At 66.1% G+C, this 20,227-nt stretch carries 12 protein-coding genes; 7 read left to right on the top strand and 5 right to left on the bottom strand.

Annotated features, from left to right (window positions below; all coding sequences use genetic code 11):
* The first annotated feature begins 231 nt into the window (after positions 1-231).
* Together EP7_RS12100 and EP7_RS12095 are read left to right on the top strand one after the other, a co-directional pair.
* Positions 232-1,569 carry an amidohydrolase/deacetylase family metallohydrolase gene (locus EP7_RS12100; RefSeq protein ID WP_463528105.1) on the top strand — a complete coding sequence of 446 codons (1,338 nt, stop codon included), beginning with the start codon at positions 232-234 and terminating at the stop codon, positions 1,567-1,569.
* Positions 1,570-1,717: 148 nt separating this feature from the next.
* Positions 1,718-2,935 (top strand): aminotransferase class V-fold PLP-dependent enzyme, encoded by a 1,218-nt coding sequence (locus tag EP7_RS12095; RefSeq protein ID WP_463528104.1) that lies wholly within the window; start codon positions 1,718-1,720, stop codon positions 2,933-2,935.
* Positions 2,936-2,983: 48 nt separating this feature from the next.
* Here the strand turns inward: EP7_RS12095 and EP7_RS12090 are convergent, their stop codons facing one another.
* From EP7_RS12090 to EP7_RS12075, 4 genes are all read right to left on the bottom strand, one after another.
* Entirely contained in the window at positions 2,984-3,937 is a 954-nt protein-coding gene (locus EP7_RS12090) for an RraA family protein (RefSeq protein WP_463528103.1), read from the bottom strand.
* Positions 3,938-4,203: 266 nt separating this feature from the next.
* Positions 4,204-6,108: a PAS domain-containing hybrid sensor histidine kinase/response regulator gene (locus EP7_RS12085; protein WP_463528102.1), complete on the bottom strand. Its 1,905-nt coding sequence runs from the start codon at positions 6,106-6,108 to the stop codon at positions 4,204-4,206.
* A 40-nt stretch (positions 6,109-6,148) separates the two neighbouring features.
* A complete protein-coding gene (locus EP7_RS12080; protein ID WP_463528101.1) occupies positions 6,149-7,885 on the bottom strand; it encodes a bifunctional serine/threonine-protein kinase/formylglycine-generating enzyme family protein in 1,737 nt (578 codons plus the stop codon).
* A 185-nt stretch (positions 7,886-8,070) separates the two neighbouring features.
* Positions 8,071-8,784 (bottom strand): spherulation-specific family 4 protein, encoded by a 714-nt coding sequence (locus EP7_RS12075; protein WP_463528100.1) that lies wholly within the window; start codon positions 8,782-8,784, stop codon positions 8,071-8,073.
* Between the two features lie 1,497 nt (positions 8,785-10,281).
* Between EP7_RS12075 and EP7_RS12070 the strand changes: the two genes are divergently transcribed.
* The 5 genes from EP7_RS12070 (at position 10,282) to EP7_RS12050 (ending at position 17,944) form a co-directional block, all read left to right on the top strand.
* Positions 10,282-11,405 (top strand): IS3 family transposase gene (locus tag EP7_RS12070; protein ID WP_463527923.1). Its coding sequence is split into 2 segments (ribosomal slippage): positions 10,282-10,537 and positions 10,537-11,405, totalling 1,125 coding nucleotides; the frame shifts between segments, so codons are not numbered across the junction.
* A gap of 515 nt (positions 11,406-11,920) precedes the next feature.
* A complete protein-coding gene (locus EP7_RS12065) occupies positions 11,921-12,487 on the top strand; it encodes a sigma-70 family RNA polymerase sigma factor (protein ID WP_463528099.1) in 567 nt (188 codons plus the stop codon).
* Positions 12,487-15,909 (top strand): protein kinase domain-containing protein, encoded by a 3,423-nt coding sequence (locus tag EP7_RS12060; RefSeq protein WP_463528098.1) that lies wholly within the window; start codon positions 12,487-12,489, stop codon positions 15,907-15,909. The genes EP7_RS12065 and EP7_RS12060 overlap by 1 nt, the downstream gene beginning before the upstream one ends.
* A 267-nt stretch (positions 15,910-16,176) precedes the next feature.
* Positions 16,177-17,193, top strand: coding sequence for a DUF1559 family PulG-like putative transporter (locus EP7_RS12055; RefSeq protein ID WP_463528097.1), 1,017 nt, complete (start codon positions 16,177-16,179; stop codon positions 17,191-17,193).
* Positions 17,194-17,314: 121 nt separating this feature from the next.
* A complete protein-coding gene (locus tag EP7_RS12050) occupies positions 17,315-17,944 on the top strand; it encodes a PDZ domain-containing protein (RefSeq protein WP_463528096.1) in 630 nt (209 codons plus the stop codon).
* A 244-nt stretch (positions 17,945-18,188) separates the two neighbouring features.
* Here the strand turns inward: EP7_RS12050 and EP7_RS12045 are convergent, their stop codons facing one another.
* Positions 18,189-20,192 carry a DNA methyltransferase gene (locus EP7_RS12045; protein WP_463528410.1) on the bottom strand — a complete coding sequence of 668 codons (2,004 nt, stop codon included), beginning with the start codon at positions 20,190-20,192 and terminating at the stop codon, positions 18,189-18,191.
* Positions 20,193-20,227: the final 35 nt, after the last annotated feature.

Genomic DNA, 20,227 nt, shown 5'->3' with positions numbered 1-20,227 from the left:
TGATGTTCTCCCCGCGGGTGATGGGCGGCGAACCTCGGCCGACGCGGGGCCTCGACGGCATCCCCCGCGGCCCGACGGAAGGCGGAGTCTAGCAGAACCCCCGGCCGCATTGGAGTCGGCGGCGGCCCCATCGCGGGGCGCGGGGTTGCCGCTCGACACGGCCCGTCCGACCACGCAAGATATCGGGGGCGGACCGACGCCCCCGGCACCCAGGCCAATCCGAGGGGACTCATGAAAGCGCTGCCAGCCTTCCTCGTGCTGACGCTCGCCTGTGTTGCCCACTCCCAGGAGCCCTACGATCTGCTGCTCCGCGGCGGCCACGTCATCGACCCCAAGAACCGCGTCAGCACCGTGCTCGATGTGGCGATCCGCGATCGCAAGGTCGCCGAGGTGGCCCCCGCCATCGATCCATCCAAGGCGCTGAAGTCCATCGACGTGTCGGGTCTGTACGTGACGCCCGGCCTGATCGACATCCATGCTCACGTCTACGCGGGGACCGGTGAGCGAAACTCCTACGCGGGCGACCACAGCGTCTACCCCGACGGAGTGACCTTCCGCAGCGGCGTGACCACCCTGGCCGACGCGGGATGCGCCGGCTGGCGCAACTTCGACGACTTCAAGGAGCGTGTCATCGACCGCTCCAGGACCCGCGTCCTCGCCTTCATCAACATCGTCGGCCACGGGATGCGCGGGCTCCGCTTCGAGCGGGTCGTCAGCGATATGGACGCCCGGCAGACCGCCGACATGGCCCTGCGTCACAAGGGCCTGATCGTCGGGATCAAGACGGCGCACTTTCAGGGCCCCGAGTTCGTCGCGGTGGACCGCGCCATCGAGGCGGGCACGATCGCCGGGCTCCCGGTGATGATCGACTTCGGCCGCGCCTACCCGCAGAAGACACTCGCCGAGCTGATGACCAGCAAGCTCAGGGCGGGCGACATCTACACCCACGTCTATTCCGGGCTCCGCGGCGAGCTCGACGCGACGGGCCACACAAACCCCGCGCTCATCGAGGGCCGCAAACGGGGCGTCTACTTCGACGTCGGCCACGGCGGCGGCAGCTTCACCTGGCGCGTGGCCGTCCCGATCGTCGAGGAGGGCTTCCTGCCCGACTCACTCTCGACCGACCTGCACAGCAGCAGCGTGAATGCCGGGATGAAGGACATGCTCAACGTGATGAGCAAGTTTCTCGCACTGGGCCTGCCGCTCGACGATGTCATCCTGCGCTCGACCTGGAACCCCGCCCGCGAAATCAGGCAGGAGCAGATCGGCAACCTCTCGGTCGGGGCCCCCGCCGACATCGCCGTGCTGAGCCTCGATCGGGGCCGATTCGGCTTCATCGACTCCTTTGGCGGCCGCCTGATGGGGACGCAGAAGCTGACCTGCGAGATGACCATCCGCGACGGCAAGATCGTCTACGAGCTGAACGGGCTATCGCGCCCCGACTGGACGACCCTCCCCAAGAACTATCGGCACACGGGCGACCGCCGCTGGGATGGCCTGCGGCCCCCGCCCCTCACCGAACACGACCCCTTGCCGAGCGAGGCGACCCCCGCCCGGGTGCCCGAATGACCGATTGGCCGCGATTGTTGAGCCGTGGACTTACGCGGCGGCCACCGCCAGAATGGGGGGCCCTCTCCCCGGGTTGGCCGGGCCCCCTCGCCCGTCCGATTCACCGGCCCGATCCGCGACGACACACTTCTCTCGCCGGAGACCGAGAATGGGACGATTACAGGCCAGCCGCCGCACCCTCCTGTGTGCCCTCGCCGGGGTCCCGGGCTTGCGATTCCTGGTGTCCCCGGGGCAGGCCGTTGCGGCCGGGGTCGTGGCGGCGCCCGCCCGCGACATGATCCAGGAGCTGGGCATCCGGTCGTTCATCAACGCCGCGGGCACGTTCACGGCGCTGACGGGATCCCTGATGCGGCCCGAGGTCGTGGCGGCCATGCAGGTCGCCTCGCGCAAATTCGTGACGCTCGAAGACCTTCACAACGCCGTGGGCAAGCGGATCGCCGAGCTGCTCCATTGCGAGTCGGCCCTGGTGACCTCGGGTTGCGCCTCGGCGATGGCGCTGTCGACGGCCGCGTGCGTCGCCGGCAAGGACCGCGCCCGCATCAGCCAGCTTCCCGACACCACGGGGATGAAGAACGAGGTCATCGTCCAGAAGACGCACAGGGTCAATTACGACCACGCGATCCGCAACGCAGGCGTCCGCCTCATCGAGGTCGAGACCCGCGAGGAGATGCAGTCGGCGATCAGCGACCGGACCGCGATGATGTTCTTCCTGAACTTTGCCGACCCCCTGGGCAAGGTCCATCACGAGGAGTTCGTCGCGATCGCCAAGAAGGCCGGAGTGCCAACCTTGATCGACGCCGCCGCCGACGTCCCGCCGGTCGAGAATCTCTACAAGTACACGAAGCTCGGCTTCGACCTGGTCGCATTCTCGGGCGGCAAGGGCCTCCGAGGTCCCCAGTCCGCGGGCCTCCTGCTCGGCCGCAAGGACCTGATCGAGGCGGCCAGGCTCAACAACAGCCCCAACGGCGACACCCTCTGCCGGACCAACAAGGTGAACAAGGAGGAAGTCATCGGCATGCTGGTGGCCCTCGAAAACTTCCTCAACGAGGACCACACGGCGGTCTGGAAGGACTGGGAAGGGCGCTGCAACCTGATCATCGGAGCCCTGAAGGCCTTCCCCGACGTCGTCACCGAGGTCTACGTCCCGAAGATCGCCAACGCCGTTCCCCACCTGCGCATCACCTGGGACTACCAGAAGCGAGGGCTGACGGTGGCCGACATGGTGAAGAAGCTCCGCGAAGGCGACCCCAGCATCGAGGTCGGCCCCGGCTCGAAGCAGCAGGTTCAGATCGGGGTCTGGATGCTGGAGCCCGGCGAGGACGCGATCGTCGCCGAGCGCATGCGCTCGATCCTCGCCGCGACATGACCGATCGCCCCGGGACCGGCCTCGACCGGCCCCGGGGCGATGTTCACGTCACAGATGCTTCTCGATCTCGGCTGCGGGGATCGGCGTCTTCTCGGGGCGTGCGTCGAGCCACTTGAAGAAGTCGGCCTTGATCGGGGCGGTCCAGGGGATGTCGATCTGCCCGGGGGCGTAGACGCCGGCACGGAGCCGGATATGGCCGAACTCATCCTTGAGGGCGACGACCTCCGCGGTGACGACCACGGCTTCCGCCAGTTGTGCCGGGATGATGATGACACCCTCGCGCCTGGCCAGGATGACGTCGCCCGGCAGGACGGTGGCCATGCCGATCCGGATCGGCCGATTGATCGACGACAGGACCATATCCTTCAGGAACGAAGGATCCCAGCCGCGGACGAATGCGTTGAACCCCTCGATCTTCCGCAGCCCATCGAGGTCGCGGGCCCCCGCGTCGAACACTACCCCGGTCCCCGACTTTGCGTAGATGGCGTTGCCCAAGTTGTCGCCGATGAGCGTCCCCTCGGACACCTTCCCGCAGCCGTCGGCGATGTAGACGTCGCCCGGCTTGAGCATGTCGATCGGCCATGAGTTCGACGGCCCGACCCGCCCTTCTTCCTTGCCGGTCTTCATGATCTGCTCGACCAGGTCGGGCCTGCCCGGGAGGTAGGCGGCCGTCAGCGCCCGCCCGACGAACGGCGTGTCGGGGTGGATCATCTCCCAGCCGGTGACGAACTGGTTTTCATAGCCGCGCAGGCGCAGCACGTCCCAGGCTTCCTCGATCGAGACGGCCTTCATCCGCGTCAGGATGTCGTCGGAAACCTTGGGTCGACCGTCCGCAAGTCGTTCCCCCTTCCACGACCCGGTCATCGCGACCAGGTCGCCCTTCGGGGCGGCGATCCCCGCCGGGCGCTCCTGGGCCGAGGCCGCCGTCGAGGCCAGGAGCCAGGCCGAGAGCACCACCCCTGCCGCCAGCCCCGAAGGGGCACGAGCCGCTACCTGGATCATCATCGAACGCTCCCGTTCCGGGTCGAAAGATCTCATAGGTATCGAGCCTGAGCCCGGTGCCAATCGCCTCGCCTGCCTCGCGGTGCCAGGCCGGAAGGGCGTTCGCCCATCTGCCTTGGACCGATGGCGCCACCGGCCCGCCCACGTTGTATCAGACCGGAGGTGAGCAAAGGCAGTGCTCCCTCACCGCCAGCGGACAGGGACACGGGCGCGACGCATCCACCCCGAGGTTCCGAGCCACCTTCCGCCGGGTTTCGACCGTTCGATCAACTCAGGCGATCGATCAGGCTGAACAGATGGTCCCAGTCGATCGGCTTGCCGACGTGATCGTTGCACCCGTAGCGGATGCATTCCTCGCGATCTTCCTCGAACGCGAACGCCGTCAGGGCCACGATCGGGCCTTCGTAACCCTTCATCCGGAGCTGTCGGGTCGCTTCGAACCCGTCGAGGATCGGCATCTGCATGTCCATCAAGATCACGTCGAAGGCGAGCCCGTCGGCGTTCGACCTCAGGGCGATCTCATAGGCCTCTTGGCCGTTCTGCGCGGTGGAGACCTCCAGCCCGCCCATCTCGAGCCTGAGCTTCACGGCCCGCCGATTGTCCGGATTGTCTTCCGCCAGCAGGATCCGCCGCATTCGAGTTCGCCTGGTCTCTGCCGCCGCCGGCGGGATGGGCGGGGTGCGAGTCGCCACGGCCGCCCCCACCGCCCAGGCCTCTCGGTCAGGATCCTGCACCGGGATGGATAACCGGAAAGTGCTGCCGATCCCCCGCTTGCTGCGGACGACGGAGATGGTGCCGGACAGGGTTTCGGCCAGTCGCCGGCTGATTGCAAGCCCGAGGCCGGTCCCCGCGGGGCTCTTCCCCTGCGAGTCTCGAACCTGTCGGAATGGCTGGAACAGGCCGGCGATTTCCTCGTCCGAGAGGCCCGCCCCCGTATCGGTCACGTCGAGATAAAGCGACGAATTGGCCCCGGCACCGACCTCGATCCGAATTCCCCCATTCTCGGTGAATTTGATCGCGTTGCCGACGAGGTTGATGAGGATCTGCCGCAGTCGGGTCGGGTCGGTCATGATCGTGGGCGGCGGAGTGGCGGGGGGGACCACCGTCAGGGTGAGACCTTTGGCGTCCGCCCTGACTTTCAGCAACTCGGCAACTCCGGCGATGATCTCCGCGACGTCGCAGGGGCTCCGGGCCGCCGTCAACGTGCCGCCCTCGATTTTCGCCAGGTCGAGGACGTTGTTGATCAGCTGGAGGAGATAATCGCCGTTCCTGCGGATCGTCAGGAGATCCATGGCGCGATCCTCGGAGATCCGCCGGAAAGAGGGGTCGGCGATGAGCACGTCCACCAGGGCGAGGATCGCCGTGAGGGGAGTCCGGAGTTCGTGGCTCATGCTCGAGAGGAATTGGCCCTTGACCCGGCTCGCGGCCTCTGCCGACTCTTTCGCGCGCCGCAGCGCCTCGGCCTCCTTCATGCCCGTGACGTCGAATGCCACGGCATAGTTGAACCCATCGCCCCTGGCTGAGCTCCAGGCGAGCCATCGGTCGCCGCCGTCTTTGTGGCGGAACCGGATCTCGCGCGTGGTCGGCCCCTGCGGACCCGGCTCGACGTGATCCAGCCGCGCGGCCTCTCGATCCTCGGGGGGCACGAGCGCCATGGCCTCGACCGATCGGAGCTCTTCCTCCGAATATCCCATGGTCTCAGGCCAGGCGGCGTTCACCTTGAGGAACCGGCCGTCGTCGTCGAGGATGGCGAAGAGGGCGGGCGAGAACTGGAAGAATCGCTCCAGCACCTCCTGGGCCTTGCGACGCTCGCTGATGTCGCGGACCACGACCAGGCCGATTGACTTCGGGGTCGTGTGGATCCGGCTGGCGCTGACGTTGATCGCGAGCGGGGTTGAGCCGGGCCGCTTGAAATAATAGCCCTCCCTCGAATGGAAGACGCCCGTGTTGCGGTAGGCGTCGATCAGGGATTCGACGCCTACCGGATCGTCCGAGCTGAAGAGCTCGGTGACGCGGGAGCGGAGGGCCGTCTTGCGATCGAGGCCGGTCAGCCGCAGGGCCGCCGGGTTCAGGTCCAGGACGACGAGGCTCTCGGGGTCGAAGAGGAAGAACGCGTCGTTCGATTCCCGGAAGAGGCAACGCAAAACCTCTTGATGGTGAGGTGCATCCATGGACGGTCGAGCTCCCCTCGGAGGCCACGGCGGGAATGCTTCAGAGCGGTGCGCAGACGCGGAAGCCGTAGGTGAAGTAGGCATAATCTGGGGGCGAGTCACGCCTCGCCCCGGATCGGGTCTGCATCAGCTCGCCCTTTTCCCAGGAGCCCCCGCGAAGGGTACGCTCGACGGGCGGCGCGGCGCCTGGCGGGGCGGCCGCCGGGGCTCCCTCATAGGAGGCGAAGCGATCCTGGGTCCACTCCCAGACGTTGCCATGCATGTCGTAGAGGCCGAAGTCGTTCGCGCGCTTGAGCCCGACCGGATGGGCGGCCATTCCGGAGTTTTCCTCGGTCCAGGCGTAGGTCCCGAGTTCTCCGACATCGTCGCCCATGCACCAACGGGCGTTCTTGCCCGCCCGGCACGCATACTCCCATTCGGCCTCGGTCGGCAACCGGTAGGTCCTGCGATCGGCCTTCGAGAGCCACGCGCAGAACGCCACGGCGTCGTTCCAGCTCACCTGCACCACGGGCTCGTCATCATCGGGCGATTTGTCCCCGGTCGGGCTGCTCCAGAGGTAGTGAGGGTGCTGGAGGAGTGCTTCCTGCTGTGCGTCGTAGAGATACCCGCCTCGCCCCTGGGCCTCGGCATCGCTGCGGTATCCGGTCGCCTCGACGAATCGGCGGAACTGTCCCACGGTGATCTCGCAGGTGGACAGATAGAACGAACGGGCGATCTTCACGGGATGCGGGGGCATCTCATGGACGCTCGCGAGTGGGTCCGAATCGGGAGATCCCATCGTGAACTCGCCCGGGGAGATGAACACGAACGACAGGTCCAATGACTTGCTCAGCCGGGTGGCGACGCCCTTGCCCGGTTTGCTGACAACGACGACCTCCCGATGGCGGAGGATCCACCAGGCGATGCCGATGAGGGGCAGCAGCGCGATCGCGGCGATTCGCAGGGATCGCCGTCCCGCAGGCGGTCGACGGGCGGGCGGCGGGGCGAGCGCGGCCTCGAGCGCCGTCCCGAATCCCACGATCGTCGGGAATCGGTCGTCGCGATCCTCCTGCAAGGCCCGCATCAGCACCTCGTCAACGCGCTCGTCGAGCCGCCGGTTCAATTGAGACGGTGGCTTGAAGACGCCGAGTGGCTTCTGGCCGGTCAAGGCCTCGTACATGACGGCCGCCATCGAGTACTGGTCGGCCCGCTCGTCGACATTAAGGCGATATTGCTGCTCGGGGGCCACGTAGCCAATCGTCCCGAACCATTGGTCCCCCTTGGTCAGCGACCCGGCCGTGGCGTATTCCACGGAGATCCCGAAGTCGGACACCATGGGGGTGAAGCCCGGCCCGATGATGATGTTTTCCGGCTTGAAGTCGCGGTGCAGGATCCCGTGCTTGTGCAAGCAGTCGAGGGCCGACACCAGCGGGGCGATCAGCGATCGGACCTGGAGGATCTCGAGTGGCGTCCCCTCGACCATCGAATGCCGGAGGTCGTTCCCCTCGACATACTCCATGACGAGGAAAGGAAGGCCGTCAACTTCGCCGAACTCGTGAATGGAGACGATGTTAGGGTGGCGTATCCTGGCCATCAATTCCGCCTCGCGACGGAACCGTCTCGCCAAGCTGACCAGGCTCGAGTCGGGGCCGTTCGCCAGGAGCTTGATCGCAACGACGCGGCCCAGCGAGATTTGACGGGCCAGGTAGACGACCCCCATGCCACCACCGCCGAGCGGCCTGACAATCTCGTAACCGGGGATCGGGCGTGGGGGAGGCGACCAGATTTCCGATCTCATCGTTCACCGACTCGCAGAGATTACGAGGTCAGAAGGTTGAGGCGACCCGTTTGCACCGAACAAAGGCCGGGGCCCGGCAAGAGTTGAAGAGATCGTCGGGGCTGGATGGGCTCGGTCTCGGATCGAGTTCGGCCCCTCCCCGTCTCGCCAAGACGTACCACGAACCTCCGGTCGGGCCCCGAGACCTACGGCGCTTGCCTCTGGTTCACGCGGCGTACGGCGTCGACTTCGGCCTCCCAGTACCGCGGGAGATGGTCCCAGGGATTGGGCGACTTCGCATCGCTGACGTAAATATACCCCAGGTGTCCACTGGCCGCCTGCCTGATCGACCCTCTCATGGCCGCCTCGCCCTCGATCCCGTACGGGATCGCCGCGAAGTTCTTGCTCGGGTAACGCCCACTCCAGGTCGCAGGGAGCCGGAAGTTGTCGAATGGCTCGTGCGAGGCGAAGACGCATGCGACGTCCGTCGCTGGCCGCGAGAAGTACTCCTCGGCGCAGGTCGTGCCCGGATTCGTGATCACGAACCCGCGGGAGATCTTCTCGGCGACGAACGTCCGCAATGCGGCGTAGTAATCGACATGCTCCGCCCGCGGGGACTGCGAATCGAGGAAGATGCCCCCGATTTCCGGATAGAAGCGGATCCACTTCTCGATGTCGGCCCGGACCTCGGCCGTGGGCCGTTTTGCGTACCCGGTATCGACGTATCCCGCGATTGCAATCTGGGATGACGCGGCCCTGTGGATGACCGCGAGGTAGTTCGCATCCTCCGTCTCGCCCGGGCCCGAATTCGGATTGGCGATGATGGTCAGCGGGGTCCGCAGAGCTCCCTTGAAGATTCGTTCCCAATCGTCCAGCGACTTTCCCGCCGGGTAGAAATAGGCGGGAACTAACAGCTTCATCCTCACGTCAGCATGCCCCAATTCGCCCGGTCTCGAATGCTCGAGGGCGGGGCGATGACCGTCCAAGGCGGCCTCGGCCAGGTCGGAGGTGGGCCGAGATCGGGCGTCCGGAATCGAATTGTTCGACCCGTCCCGAGGGCGAGCCGGAATCGCCTGGGGGGCCTTCCCCGCCGACCTTTCCCGCCATCGCTCCCACGCCTCGGGGCTCGAGATTGCGGCACCGATGGCCAGGCCGCCGATCGCCACAACGGCCAAAACCAAGATGTTCCATCGCCTCGACATTGCAGAGATTCCTCGCCGATGTCCCGTCTCTTGGTTACGCCCGCCGGAAACCTGAACGATGGCATTCGATGCCGGCAATCGCCGGCTTGGATCGGTCCCAATCAAGTCCCCATTTCAGAGACCCGTACCCGGCGAGCGGCCACACCGGGGACGTCTCGCGTCTTCCAGATCAATCTTGTCCCGGACATCCCAACCACACAAGAGCAGCCAAAATTAGCGTCAGAGAATTTGGTCATGATATGCCGGGTGTTTCATCTGGCAACTCCCCTGTTTCCGTGGACGACGGAGATCCCGGGAATACAGGGACAATGCCGACGTCGAACGCAACTCAGATTTCCCCCCCTGGGTTGCGAATGGACGGCCCTTCCACGCCTGACGCGGGCTAACCGCCGGTCGACGTGAGCCGCGTCGTCGGCACCTTGTCATCCAGGGGCTCCGCCAGGTCAGGTCCCGATCGAAGCCCACTTCCTTTCGTCATCCAGGGGCTCCGCCAGGTCAGGTCCCGATCGAAGCCCACTTCCTTCGAGTGGCGGAGGTCCTCGGGTTGGCAGCACCCCGACACTGCAGTGATGATTGCGTCCTTGCGGCAATTCTCGGCACGGAGCTGCCGGGCGACCTGATCGCCGTCAGGGGCCATCCGAACGTCGTGCCCGCACAGTTGGAGCAATCTCGTCGGGCCTTTGGCCGTGTCCGTGTTGTCCTCGACGGCGAGCAGCCGCGAACTTTGGCGAGAAACACGCGGGAGGTTTCGCGTCGGATCAGACGTCCGGGCGGCCGGCCGGTGATCGACGTCGAGCCGAGCAGGATTCCATCATCCGAGCCGGCCATCCCCCGCGATGTCGGTCCCGGGAACTCGACCACGATCGACCGAGGCCAGGGCCCGGTTCAGCTCGTCGGTGCTCAGGTCGATCAGTCTCATGATCCGAAATCGTCCATGGGATGTTGGCTGCACCGGGCATCCGGCCGAGGCGACCGGGGCCTTGAGGACCCTGGACTGACTGTGGGATGGGAATCCCGCCGGAATGCCCGGAGCGAATTTTATCGGATCGAACGAACGGCATCTCTAATCTAGGCTGATATGAAGCGGGCCCGCCATCGGTCGCCATCCGCCTGAAATGACGTGCCCCCGATTTCTGACGTGCCCCCGATTTCCTGGGCCATCGCACTTGAGAGTTCGGATACGATGAGGCCTCGGGTTTTCAGGAGCTCAGGCCCATGAAGAAGTCGAAGTTCACCGTCGAGCAGATCACCTTCGCCCTGAGGCAGGCCGAGTCCGGACTGGGGGTCGAGGAGACCTGCCGCAAACTGGGCGTCAGCCAGGCCACGTTTTTCCGTTGGAAGGTCAAGTACGGCGAGTTGGGCACCCCCGAGGTGCGGCGGCTCCGCCTGCTCGAGGAGGAGAACCAGAAGCTCAAGCAGCTGGTCGCCGACCTCAGCCTCGACAAGAAGATGCTCCAGGACGTCCTGGCAAAAAAATCCTGAGCCCGCCGCAGCGACGGGCGGTCGTAGCGGACCTGACCGTCCGCTTCGGCGTCAGCGTGCGGCGGGCCTGCCAGGTCGTCGGTTACCCGCGGTCGACGTATCACTACCGGAGGACCCGCGACGCCCAGGAGCCCCTCCGGCTGCGGCTGCGCGAGCTGGCCACCAGCCGCGTCCGATACGGCTACCGCCGGCTGCACATCCTGCTCGAACGCGAGGGCTGGGCCATCAACGTCAAGCGGGTCGATCGCCTCTACGGCCTGGAGCGATTGACGTTGCGGCGGAAGGCCCCGAGGCGACGGGTGAGCTCTCGCCATCGCGACGACCGGCCGGCCATCGAGGCGGCCAACCAGGCCTGGGCGATGGACTTCATGAGTGACGCACTCTCGGATGGCGGCAAGCTCCGCGTCCTGACGGTGCTCGACCTGTTCACCCGCGAGGCGGTGGCCATGCGAGTGGCCCCGCGGTTCACCTCCGGGCAGGTCGCCGAGGTGATGGCGGAGGTCTCCTCGACCCGAGGGGCGCCGCGTGCACTGCGGGTGGACAACGGCCCGGAGTTCACGGGCAAGATGCTCGACCTGTGGGCGCACCTGAACGGCGTGACGCTGGATTTCAGCCGCCCCGGCAAGCCGACGGACAACGCCTTCATCGAGTCCTTCAATGGCCGCGTCCGCGAGGAGTGCCTCAATCAGACCTACTTCACCAGCCTCGAAGACGCCCGGGAGCGGGTGGAATCGTGGCGGGTCGACTACAATGAAGTCCGCCCGCACGGCGCCCTGGGGAACCTGGCCCCGAGGGATTTCGCCGTATTGAAGGCCAGTGATCTGAACGCCTCGTCCGACCGGAAAACTCTCGTTTAGCTGGTCCAACTTTCCGGGGCGGGTCAGTCCGACCGGAAAACTCTCGTTTAGCTGGTCCAACTTTCCGGGTCGGGTCAGCGGGTCAATCCGACCGAAAAGCTCTCGTTTAGCTGGTCCAACTTTCCGGGGCAGGTCAGTCGCGGTGACCCTGGCGGTCACCGCGGTCGTCCCGATGGCGTGGGCCTCTACCCGGCCCAGGGCCGGACGGCAGGACGCGTCCCAAATTATCGGGATTCGCACGTAGCCTATTGAACTGATGGGCCTTGTAGGTTTACGCTTTGACGTCTTTACTTCTCGCCTATGGCGAAGTCGATGATATCCATATGCTTTGCCGAAGCCACCCGGCCCAGGTACCCGGATCGACGTGTCCTCAGCTTCATAACCCCTCTCATACTCCCGCCGACCAAATTCCGGCGAACCCCATTCCACCGTCTGAAGCCGTGCGATTCGGATATTTTATTATTGAGACGCGCTGAATTTACAAGCCGGCTCCGTCTCTATCTGTAGGGGGAGCGATGACACTCGACGCCGACCGGGTGCCGCCGCTCGAAGATTATCGCGACTATCTCCTCCTGCTCGCCCGGCTCCAGATCGACGGCCGGCTCCGGGGCCAGCTCGACCCCTCCGATGTGGTCCAGCAGACGTTGCTCAAGGCCCACGAGAAGCGGGACCAGTTCCGGGGGAAGACCCATGGCGAGCAGGCGGCCTGGCTCAGGATGATCTTGGCGAGGGCCGTGGTCGACGCGGCCCGGAAGTACGGCGACGGGGCGGCCGGACGGGAACGCTCGCTGGACGAGGCGCTGGGGCGATCCTCGCGGCGGCTGGAGGCCTGGCTGGCGGCCGGTCAATCGCTTCCCTTGAGCCGGATGGAGCGAGATGAGGGGCTGTTCCGCCTGGCCGATGCCCTGGCCCGCCTGCCCGTCGACCAGCGACGGGCCGTGGAGCTGCGGTACTTGAGGGGCATGTCGATGGCCGAGATTGGCCAGGAGGTCGGTCGGAGCACGGCGGCGGTGGGGGGCCTGCTCCAGCGGGGGCTGCGGGCGCTGAGGCAGATGCTTGGAGAGTCCAGAGGGGAGGCGTGATGGAGCCGACCGAACAGTTTGACAGCGATGAGAGGCGGGAGCGGCTGGAGCGGGTCATCGGGGAATACCTGGAGTCGTTCGACGCCGGCCGCGCCCCCACCCTCGACGTCTGGCTCGCCGAGCACCCGGACCTGGAGCCGGACCTCCTCCAGTTCCTCTCCGACCAGGGCGAGATGGCCCGGTTGGTCCCGCCTGACTCGATCCGAGCCGGAGCCGATAAGGACACCCCGGACGCCGCGATGGTCGGGACGTCCGACGCCCGCGCAGAGACCGTTGGCCAGGCCTCGGCCTCGACTGTCGCCTCCGGTCGCGCGACCGCGTCGCTAGCCGAGGGGCCGGGCCGTTCCCCGTCCCCGCCGCCGGGCGTCAATGGAGCCGACGCCTTCCCGCCGGGGACTCGCGTCCAGTACTTCGGCGACTTCGAGCTGATCGAGCCGATCGGCCGCGGCGGCATGGGCCGGGTCTATCGGGCCCGCCAGGTCAGCCTGGGCCGGGTCGTGGCCCTGAAGATGCTCCTGGCCGGACGGCTGGCCGACGACGAGGAGATCAAGCGGCTCCACGCCGAGGCCCGCGCCGTCGCCGAGCTGGACCACGACCACATCGTGCCGATCTACGAGGTGGGCAAGCACAAGGGCCAGCATTACTTCAGCATGAAGCTGGTCGAGGGGGGAAGCCTCGACCGCCAGCTCGCCCGCTACGGCGACGATCCCCGGACCGCGGCCAGGCTGGTCGTCACGGTTGCCAGGGCCGTCCACCACGCGCACCAGAGGGGCATCCTGCACCGCGACCTAAAGCCCGCCAACATCCTCATCGACGCCGAGGGCCGCCCCCACGTCACCGACTTCGGCCTGGCCATGCGGATCGGCGTCGAGTTGACGACCGAGTCGGGCCAGATCGCCGGGACCGTCCCGTACATGAGCCCCGAGCAGGCGAGCGGGCGTCGGGGGGCAGTGACGACCTCGTCCGATGTCCACGGGCTGGGGACGGTGCTCTACGCCTGCCTGACCGGCCGGGCGCCGTTCCGCGGCAGCTCGCTCCTGGAGACGCTGGAGCAGGTCCGGGAGCGGGCGCCCGAGCGGCCATCGGCGATCAACGCCAAGGTCGACCGGGACCTGGAGACGATCTGCCTAAAGTGCCTGGAGAAGGGGCCGGCCAGGCGGTACGACTCGGCGGCGACCCTGGCCGACGACCTGGAGCGGTGGCTGGAGGGCAAGCCGATCCTGGCGCGGCGGACGGGCGCGGCGGAGCGGGCGGCGAAGTGGGTTCGGCGTCACCCGGCGGCGGCGTCGCTGGTGGGCATGAGCGGGGTGGCGGCCCTGACCCTGGTCGGGCTGGCGGTCGCCCTGACCTACCACTCTCGGCTAACGATCGCCTATGCCGAGAAGGACCTCGCGTTGAAGGCCGAGCGCCAGGTCCGCTACTTCAACCGGATCCTCTCCGCCGATCGCGAACTCCGGGAGAACAACCCGGCCCGGACGGAGGAATTGCTGGAGGAGTGCCCCGAGGACAACTGGGGTTGGGAACGTCACTACCTGAAGCGCCAGACTCACACCGAGCTGATGTCCTTCCCGGCCCACGAGGGCCTCGTCTACTCGGTGGCGATCAGCCCCGACGGCCGGCTCATCGCCACGGGAGGATTGGATCGCGTCGTCCGGATCTGGGATTCGGCGACCGGGCGTGAGATCAGGGCCCTGCGAGGACATGGGGCGGGGCGTTGCGCGGTGGCCTTCAGCCCCGACGGGACGAGGCTGGCCTCGGTCTGCGGCTCGATTCATCAGCCCTCCAAGCTCCTGGTCCACGAGGTAGCGACCGGTCGCGCGATCATCGATATGGGCCTGGGGCCGATGAACGCCGACGGCTATGTGGCCTACCGCCGAGACGGCCGGGAGATCGTGATCTCGAGTGGCGATCCCGTGCCGGATGGCTGGGTCCAGGTCCGGGACGCGGAGACGGGCCGGGAACGGCTCATGATCCCGGTGCCGGACGAGCCCAGCTATTCGGCGTCGTTCAGCCCGGACGGCTCGCGACTGGTGGGGTTCGTGGGAAAGTCTAACCTCGCCGACCCCGATCGGAAGCCCGGCCAGGTCTGGGTCTGGGACGCGGCGACGGGCAAGGTCTTGAGTCAACTGCCGGTCGAGGGGGGCGCGATGTCCGTGACATCCAGCCCGGACGGGACTCGGATCGCGGCCGGGGGGTACGATGCCATGGTCCACGTCTGGGATGCCGGCGATTATCGGAAGGTGCTGGCGTATCGGGGCCACGGGAGCTGCGTGAACCGGGTCGCCTTCAGCCCCGACGGCCGACGGATCGCCTCGACCAGCGACGATGGCTCCGCCCAGATCTGGGACGCCGAGAACGGTCGTGTCTTGATCACCTTGCGAGGCCACCGCGGGCCGTTCTTCGGGCTGGCGTTCAGCGCCGACGGCCGTCGCCTGGTCACCGGCGGTGAGGACGGCACGGTCAAGGTCTGGGATGCGGAGGCCACCCCGGAGGCCCGGACCCTGGCCGGACACTCCTCGAGGGCGTCGGCTGTGGCCTTCAGCCGCGACGGCCGGCTCCTGGTCTCGGCCGGCATGGATCAGGCCTTGAGGATCTGGGAGGTGCGATCGGGCCGGCTGCTAACGACCCTGTCCGGCCACTCGGCCCCGGTCTATGGCGTGGCGTTCAGCACGGACGGCCGGAGGATCGCCTCGGCCGCGGGGGACTGGAAGCAGTCCGATCGCCCGGGCGAGGTGATGATCTGGGATGCGGCGACCGGCCTGGCGATCCATACCCTGCGGGCCCACAGGGGGGTCGCCTGGAGCGTGGCCTTCAGCCCCGACGGGCAGCGGCTCGCCTCCGCCGGCGGGGAATACCGCAGTCCCGGTGGTGACGTGGTCGTCTGGGACGTAGCCACGGGGAGCATGCTGGGAACGATCGGAGGACTCGAAGCCGGGGTGCCCCATGTGACCTTCAGCCCCGACGGGCGGCAAATCGCGGCGGCCGTCGGGAAGGTCCTCCGGGTCTGGGACGCGGAGTCGAGGCGCCCCCTCGCGGCGCTCGAAGGCCACGAGCAGTTGATCAAAGGGATCTCCTACAGCCCGGATGGCAGGAAGCTCGCATCGGCCAGCTCCGACGGGACTCTCCGCATCTGGGATGCCAAGAACAGTCGCCCCCAGGGCCGGCCACTCAAAGGGCACAAGATGTGGGTCACCGGCGTCACCTTCAGCCCCGACGGGCGGCGGCTTGCCTCGGCCAGCGCCGATCACACCGTCCGGATCTGGGACGTCGATGCCGGCCAGGAGCTAATCGCTCTGCGAGGTCATCCGAACTACGTCTGGGGCGTGGCGTTCAGCCCGGACGGACGGACAATCGCCTCGGCGGACCAAGACGGGTTCTTGAAGTTATGGGACGGGTCGCCATGGACGGGAGGCACGCGATGAGATTCCGGTGGTGGATCACGATTGCCGTCGTCATGGCGATGATGCCCGCCGCGCCTGGTTGCGGCCCCCAGGGCCTCGGATCGGTCGACGCGCCCCGGGACCGGCCCACCAGCAAGGTGATGGTCCTCCCCGGCCGCGACGCGTCGGGGCCTCCCGTATCGAAGACCACTGTTCGACGACCACGCCCGAATTCGCCCCGACGCTGATCTGTCCGAGTTAACCGGCTACCCCCCGCCCCGTTCCTCTGGAAAGTGAGGAGAGAGTGCTATGGCCAAGATTCTCCCCCGGCGGCGACGAGGCTTCACGTTGATCGAGATACTCGTGGTGATCGCCATCATCGCCGTCCTGATCGGGTTGCTCCTGCCGGCCGTCCAGTCGGCGCGAGAAGCCGCCCGACGGATGCAGTGCAACAACAACCTCAAACAGCTGGCCCTCGCCACGGTCCACTACACGGAGATAGTCGGAACGATGCCGATGGGCTTCCCTTTCCAGAGGATGTTCACGAATGTCAATCGGATGTATAGCAATCACAGCGTCTTCGTCTCCGTCCTCCCCCAGATGGATCAGCAGGCGCTGTTCAATACGATCAACTTCGACGGCAACGTGCACAACTCGGCCAACACGACGATTTTCGGCGTCGGCTTGAATTTCCTCCAGTGCCCCAGCGACCCTGGGGTCGCCGAGCGGAGGGTCGTCCAGATCCTGGACCCCGGCGATGCGTCGATGCATTACACCAGCTACGCGGGAAACTCCGGCACCTGGCAGCTCTGGTTCCAGCAGGATCCTATCCCGCAGGCCCATATGAACGGGCTCTTTCACCTCTCCAGCAGCACCAGAATGGCTGACATCACCGACGGGACGTCGAACACGTTCCTGCTCGGCGAGCGCGCCCACGGCCTGCTCAACAAGTCCTCGGCGACCTGGTGGCACTGGTGGGCTACGGCCAATTATGGTGATACGCTGTTCTGCACACTCTGGCCGATGAACTCCCACCGGCGGGTCGACGAGCTCTTCGGCGACTCCAGCGACCCCAGGATGGCGGCCTACATCAGCGGTACCTCCAGCTTCCACCCTGGCGGCTGCAACTTCGCCTTCGCCGACGGCTCAGTCCGCTTCTTCAAGGAGTCGATCAATGCCTGGGCCTACGACCCGCGGACCGGATTGCCCGTCGGCCTGACGTTCGACCCGGCCGGCCCGTATCGGGTCGCCAAGGGAACCACTCGGGGTGTCTTCCAGGCCCTCTCGACGAGGAGCGGCGGCGAGGTGATCGGCGCCGAGGACTGATACGCTTCCCAAGAATTAACCTCCTGGCTCGGCGTACTCGCATCGGCGGATGCTCCTGACCTCGCTTCGCAAGGGGGACGTCCTCACTCACGTCGGTCCCTCAATCGTCGACAACGAGGGCATGGTCGACGCCCGGGGGGGCCTGCGGCTGCCGTTCTCGAGCCTCGTCCCCGCCCTCGCGACGGGCGGCGCCGTGCCCATCACCCTGAAACGCGGCGGCAGGCCGGTGGAGGCCGGCATGGAGGTGACCCGGGAGGACGATCGGCTGATCAGGCCATACTCGGGCCGATATCCGGCCTACTTCGTGCACGGCCCGCTGGTCTTCTCGCCGGCGGCCGCCGATGCGATCCCGGCGTATGCCGAGGGAAACCCGCCCGCGATGCCGGGCAGCCCGCTGGTGACCTGCGCGGGCGACCGGGTCGCGTTCCCGGGGGAGGAACTCGTCGTGGTCGCCTCACCGATCCTCCCGCACGCGATGGCTCGCGGCTACCAGGACCCGTTCGGCCAGGTGGTCAAGGACGTCGACGGGATCCCGGTCAGGAATCTCGCCCACCTGATCGGGCTGCTGCGCGACGTGACCGGCGAACATCTGACCATCCGCTTCTTCGGGGAGCTGTCCGAGACCCTCGTCTTCTCGCGGCGCGAGATGGAGGCCGCAACTGCGGGGCTATTGGAGGAGAACGGCATCCCGCGCCGCGGCACAGAGGACGCCCTGGCCGCCTGGGGTGGTGGCCCCGATGCGAGCCGCTGAGCCGCCGGGTTCGGCGGCGTCAGGCCCGCGGTATCACGCGGACGCAGCCTCTTCAATTTCCTGAGCTGCGCTTGACCCCGGAATCGAGTCCATCGCATTTGAGAACCGTCATGGGAGAATCGGCCTCGGATCGGAGGCCCGAGCGATGAAGAAGAGCAAGTTCACCGAGGAGCCGATCGTCTTCGCACTGAGGCAGGCCAAGGCCGATACGCCGGTCGTTCAAGTGTGCCGCAAATTGGTCAGATCAACTTGATTTAGGTGTATTCACCGGGTAGACCTTCAGCACCTCGTCGCCGAAGTGGTTGATGACCTTCACGGCGATCTTGCCAGTCGTCGGGAGGTCGAACGGCTGGCTCGTGGCGCTGTAGAGCTTGGACCACTCGCCTTCGTCGATCTCGGCGCGGAGGGCCTTCTTCAGCTTGTCGTAGGGGCCTTCGGTCGTGTTCTTGCCGCCGTAGAGGAAGTAGGCGTGGCGGACGAAGAAGCTCTGGCCGTCGTAGTCGGTGTCGATGAACCAGCAGGCGATGTCGTCGGTGTCTCCGGTGCGGACGGCGCCTGTGCTGGGGTCGAAGACGTCGACGCCGCGGATCTCGACGGTGACCTGACCGTTGACCTGGGTCAGCTTCAGGTCGGGCTCGCCGAACACGGTGAATAGGTTGCCGGCCCCGGTCTTCTTCAGCAGCTCGTCGCCCATCGCCAGGTCCGGGTTCATCCGCACCGGCAGGATGGCCAGCTTGCCGAACTTGATCTCCTTGGTCAGCTCGGCCGTCTGCTCGTGGACGCTGGCCTCGAACGCGAAGGCGCAGACGAGCAGCAGCTCGCACCGGCTCCCCCTGATCGCCTCGATCGCGGCCTTCTTGATCTCCGCGTCGCCGATCGTGCCGAACTCGGGGCCGACGCAGACGCGCACGGCGGTGCCGGTGTCGGTCTCGCCTTCGGCGTGGATGAATTCGCCCGGGAACGGGTCGAGCCGGGCGAGCGTGATCCGCTGCGCCTTGTCCGTCCCCTTCACGCCGGCCTTGCGCAGATTGTCCAGGATCATCGTGCCGAAGCCGGCCGACGCCACGGATGCGGGCGTGGTGGGCGCGGGGGTTTCGTCGGTAGTCCCGGTGGGCAGGCTGCGGTGGGGCGACAGGCTTTCCACGGTGAACGGCCCGGTCAGCCGCACGATCCCCTTGTCTTCGTAGGGCTGGTCATACAGCGTCTCCGACTCGGCGTGCCGGGTGATCGCCTTGTCAATCTGGTCGCGGGTCATCCCCTCGCTGATGTCGGGGTTGTTGGCGATGCTCTTGAGGGTGACGTGCGGTACGGTGCGGTAGACGAACCCCTTGTGCATGTCGCGTCGCGTGGAGGGTGCGTCGATGTCGGTCGGCGTGGCCGTCAGATCCGCCTGCTTCTTGCGGCCTTCGGGCGAATCGGCGAGCAGGTAATAGGGGAAGCGAGCGGCCATGAGCCGGGTGCGAGCCAGCGCCAGCGCGACGCGGGACGTATCGATCGTGATCCACCGCCGGCCCCACTGTTCGGCGACGTAGGCCGCTGTGCCGCTGCCGCATGTTGGGTCTAGGATGAGGTCGCCGGGGTCGGTGGTCATGAGAATGCAGCGTTCGACGGCAGTAGTCGCAGTTTGTACTACGTAAATTTTCGGGTCAGATCTACTCTGTATCCCACCAATATCGCTCCAGCTGTTGGTGATTGGGTAAGCAGGAAAATCATTAATTAATCTAATGTAAGCCAGTGTGTTTCCAGTAACCTGAATTCGTTTTGCCGCGACCAGGCGACCCATGCCGGCCTCGTTGGTCTTCCAACGATTTCGTATGCTGGGAAGAAATTCCCTATCTCCAATCCTAACGGAGAACCAACACGCTGCGCCCTCTCCTTTATCTCTCCCAATGCTCTGACTCATTAAATCACTAAGCCGATATACACGAGCGTCGATAGGTATGGTTGAAGGATTTCGCTTTTCCTCGCTGGTGAGAGGCCGACTCTCACCCGATCTCAATTCTAGATTATAATATTTCTCCGATCCTTCACCGCCGATAGCTTTATCAGTAAATAACTGTCTGTACTTTACATGATTCGAAGATTTTGCAAACCAAAGCACGTAATCCAATGTTCCAGGCAACTTTGTAACCGTAGCACCAGTCGTTTTTGAATATGCGATTTGCCCGCAAAAATTTTCGCTACCTATCACCTCGTCCATCAGGCAGCGGATGAGATGCACGTTCTCATCGCCAATCTGGACGAAAATGCTTCCGCTTTCTGTTATTGACGTTCAGGTAACCC

It is taken from the genome of Isosphaeraceae bacterium EP7, assembly GCA_038400315.1.
Lineage (GTDB): Bacteria > Planctomycetota > Planctomycetia > Isosphaerales > Isosphaeraceae > EP7.
Note: the sequence above shows the minus strand (reverse complement) of the source record. Positions and strands in the feature narration are given on the sequence as shown.

Bases quoted from the DNA above. Each gene is read 5' to 3' on its own strand.
- EP7_RS12100 (WP_463528105.1), top strand. From the start codon at position 232: ATGAAAGCGCTGCCAGCCTTCCTCGTGCTGACGCTCGCCTGTGTTGCC.
- EP7_RS12060 (WP_463528098.1), top strand. From the start codon at position 12,487: ATGGAGCCGACCGAACAGTTTGACAGCGATGAGAGGCGGGAGCGGCTG.
- EP7_RS12055 (WP_463528097.1), top strand. From the start codon at position 16,177: ATGGCCAAGATTCTCCCCCGGCGGCGACGAGGCTTCACGTTGATCGAG.
- EP7_RS12065 (WP_463528099.1), top strand. From the start codon at position 11,921: ATGACACTCGACGCCGACCGGGTGCCGCCGCTCGAAGATTATCGCGAC.
- EP7_RS12095 (WP_463528104.1), top strand. From the start codon at position 1,718: ATGGGACGATTACAGGCCAGCCGCCGCACCCTCCTGTGTGCCCTCGCC.
- EP7_RS12085 (WP_463528102.1), bottom strand. From the start codon at position 6,108: ATGGATGCACCTCACCATCAAGAGGTTTTGCGTTGCCTCTTCCGGGAA.
- EP7_RS12080 (WP_463528101.1), bottom strand. From the start codon at position 7,885: ATGAGATCGGAAATCTGGTCGCCTCCCCCACGCCCGATCCCCGGTTAC.
- EP7_RS12090 (WP_463528103.1), bottom strand. From the start codon at position 3,937: ATGATCCAGGTAGCGGCTCGTGCCCCTTCGGGGCTGGCGGCAGGGGTG.
- EP7_RS12075 (WP_463528100.1), bottom strand. From the start codon at position 8,784: ATGAAGCTGTTAGTTCCCGCCTATTTCTACCCGGCGGGAAAGTCGCTG.
- EP7_RS12050 (WP_463528096.1), top strand. From the start codon at position 17,315: ATGGTCGACGCCCGGGGGGGCCTGCGGCTGCCGTTCTCGAGCCTCGTC.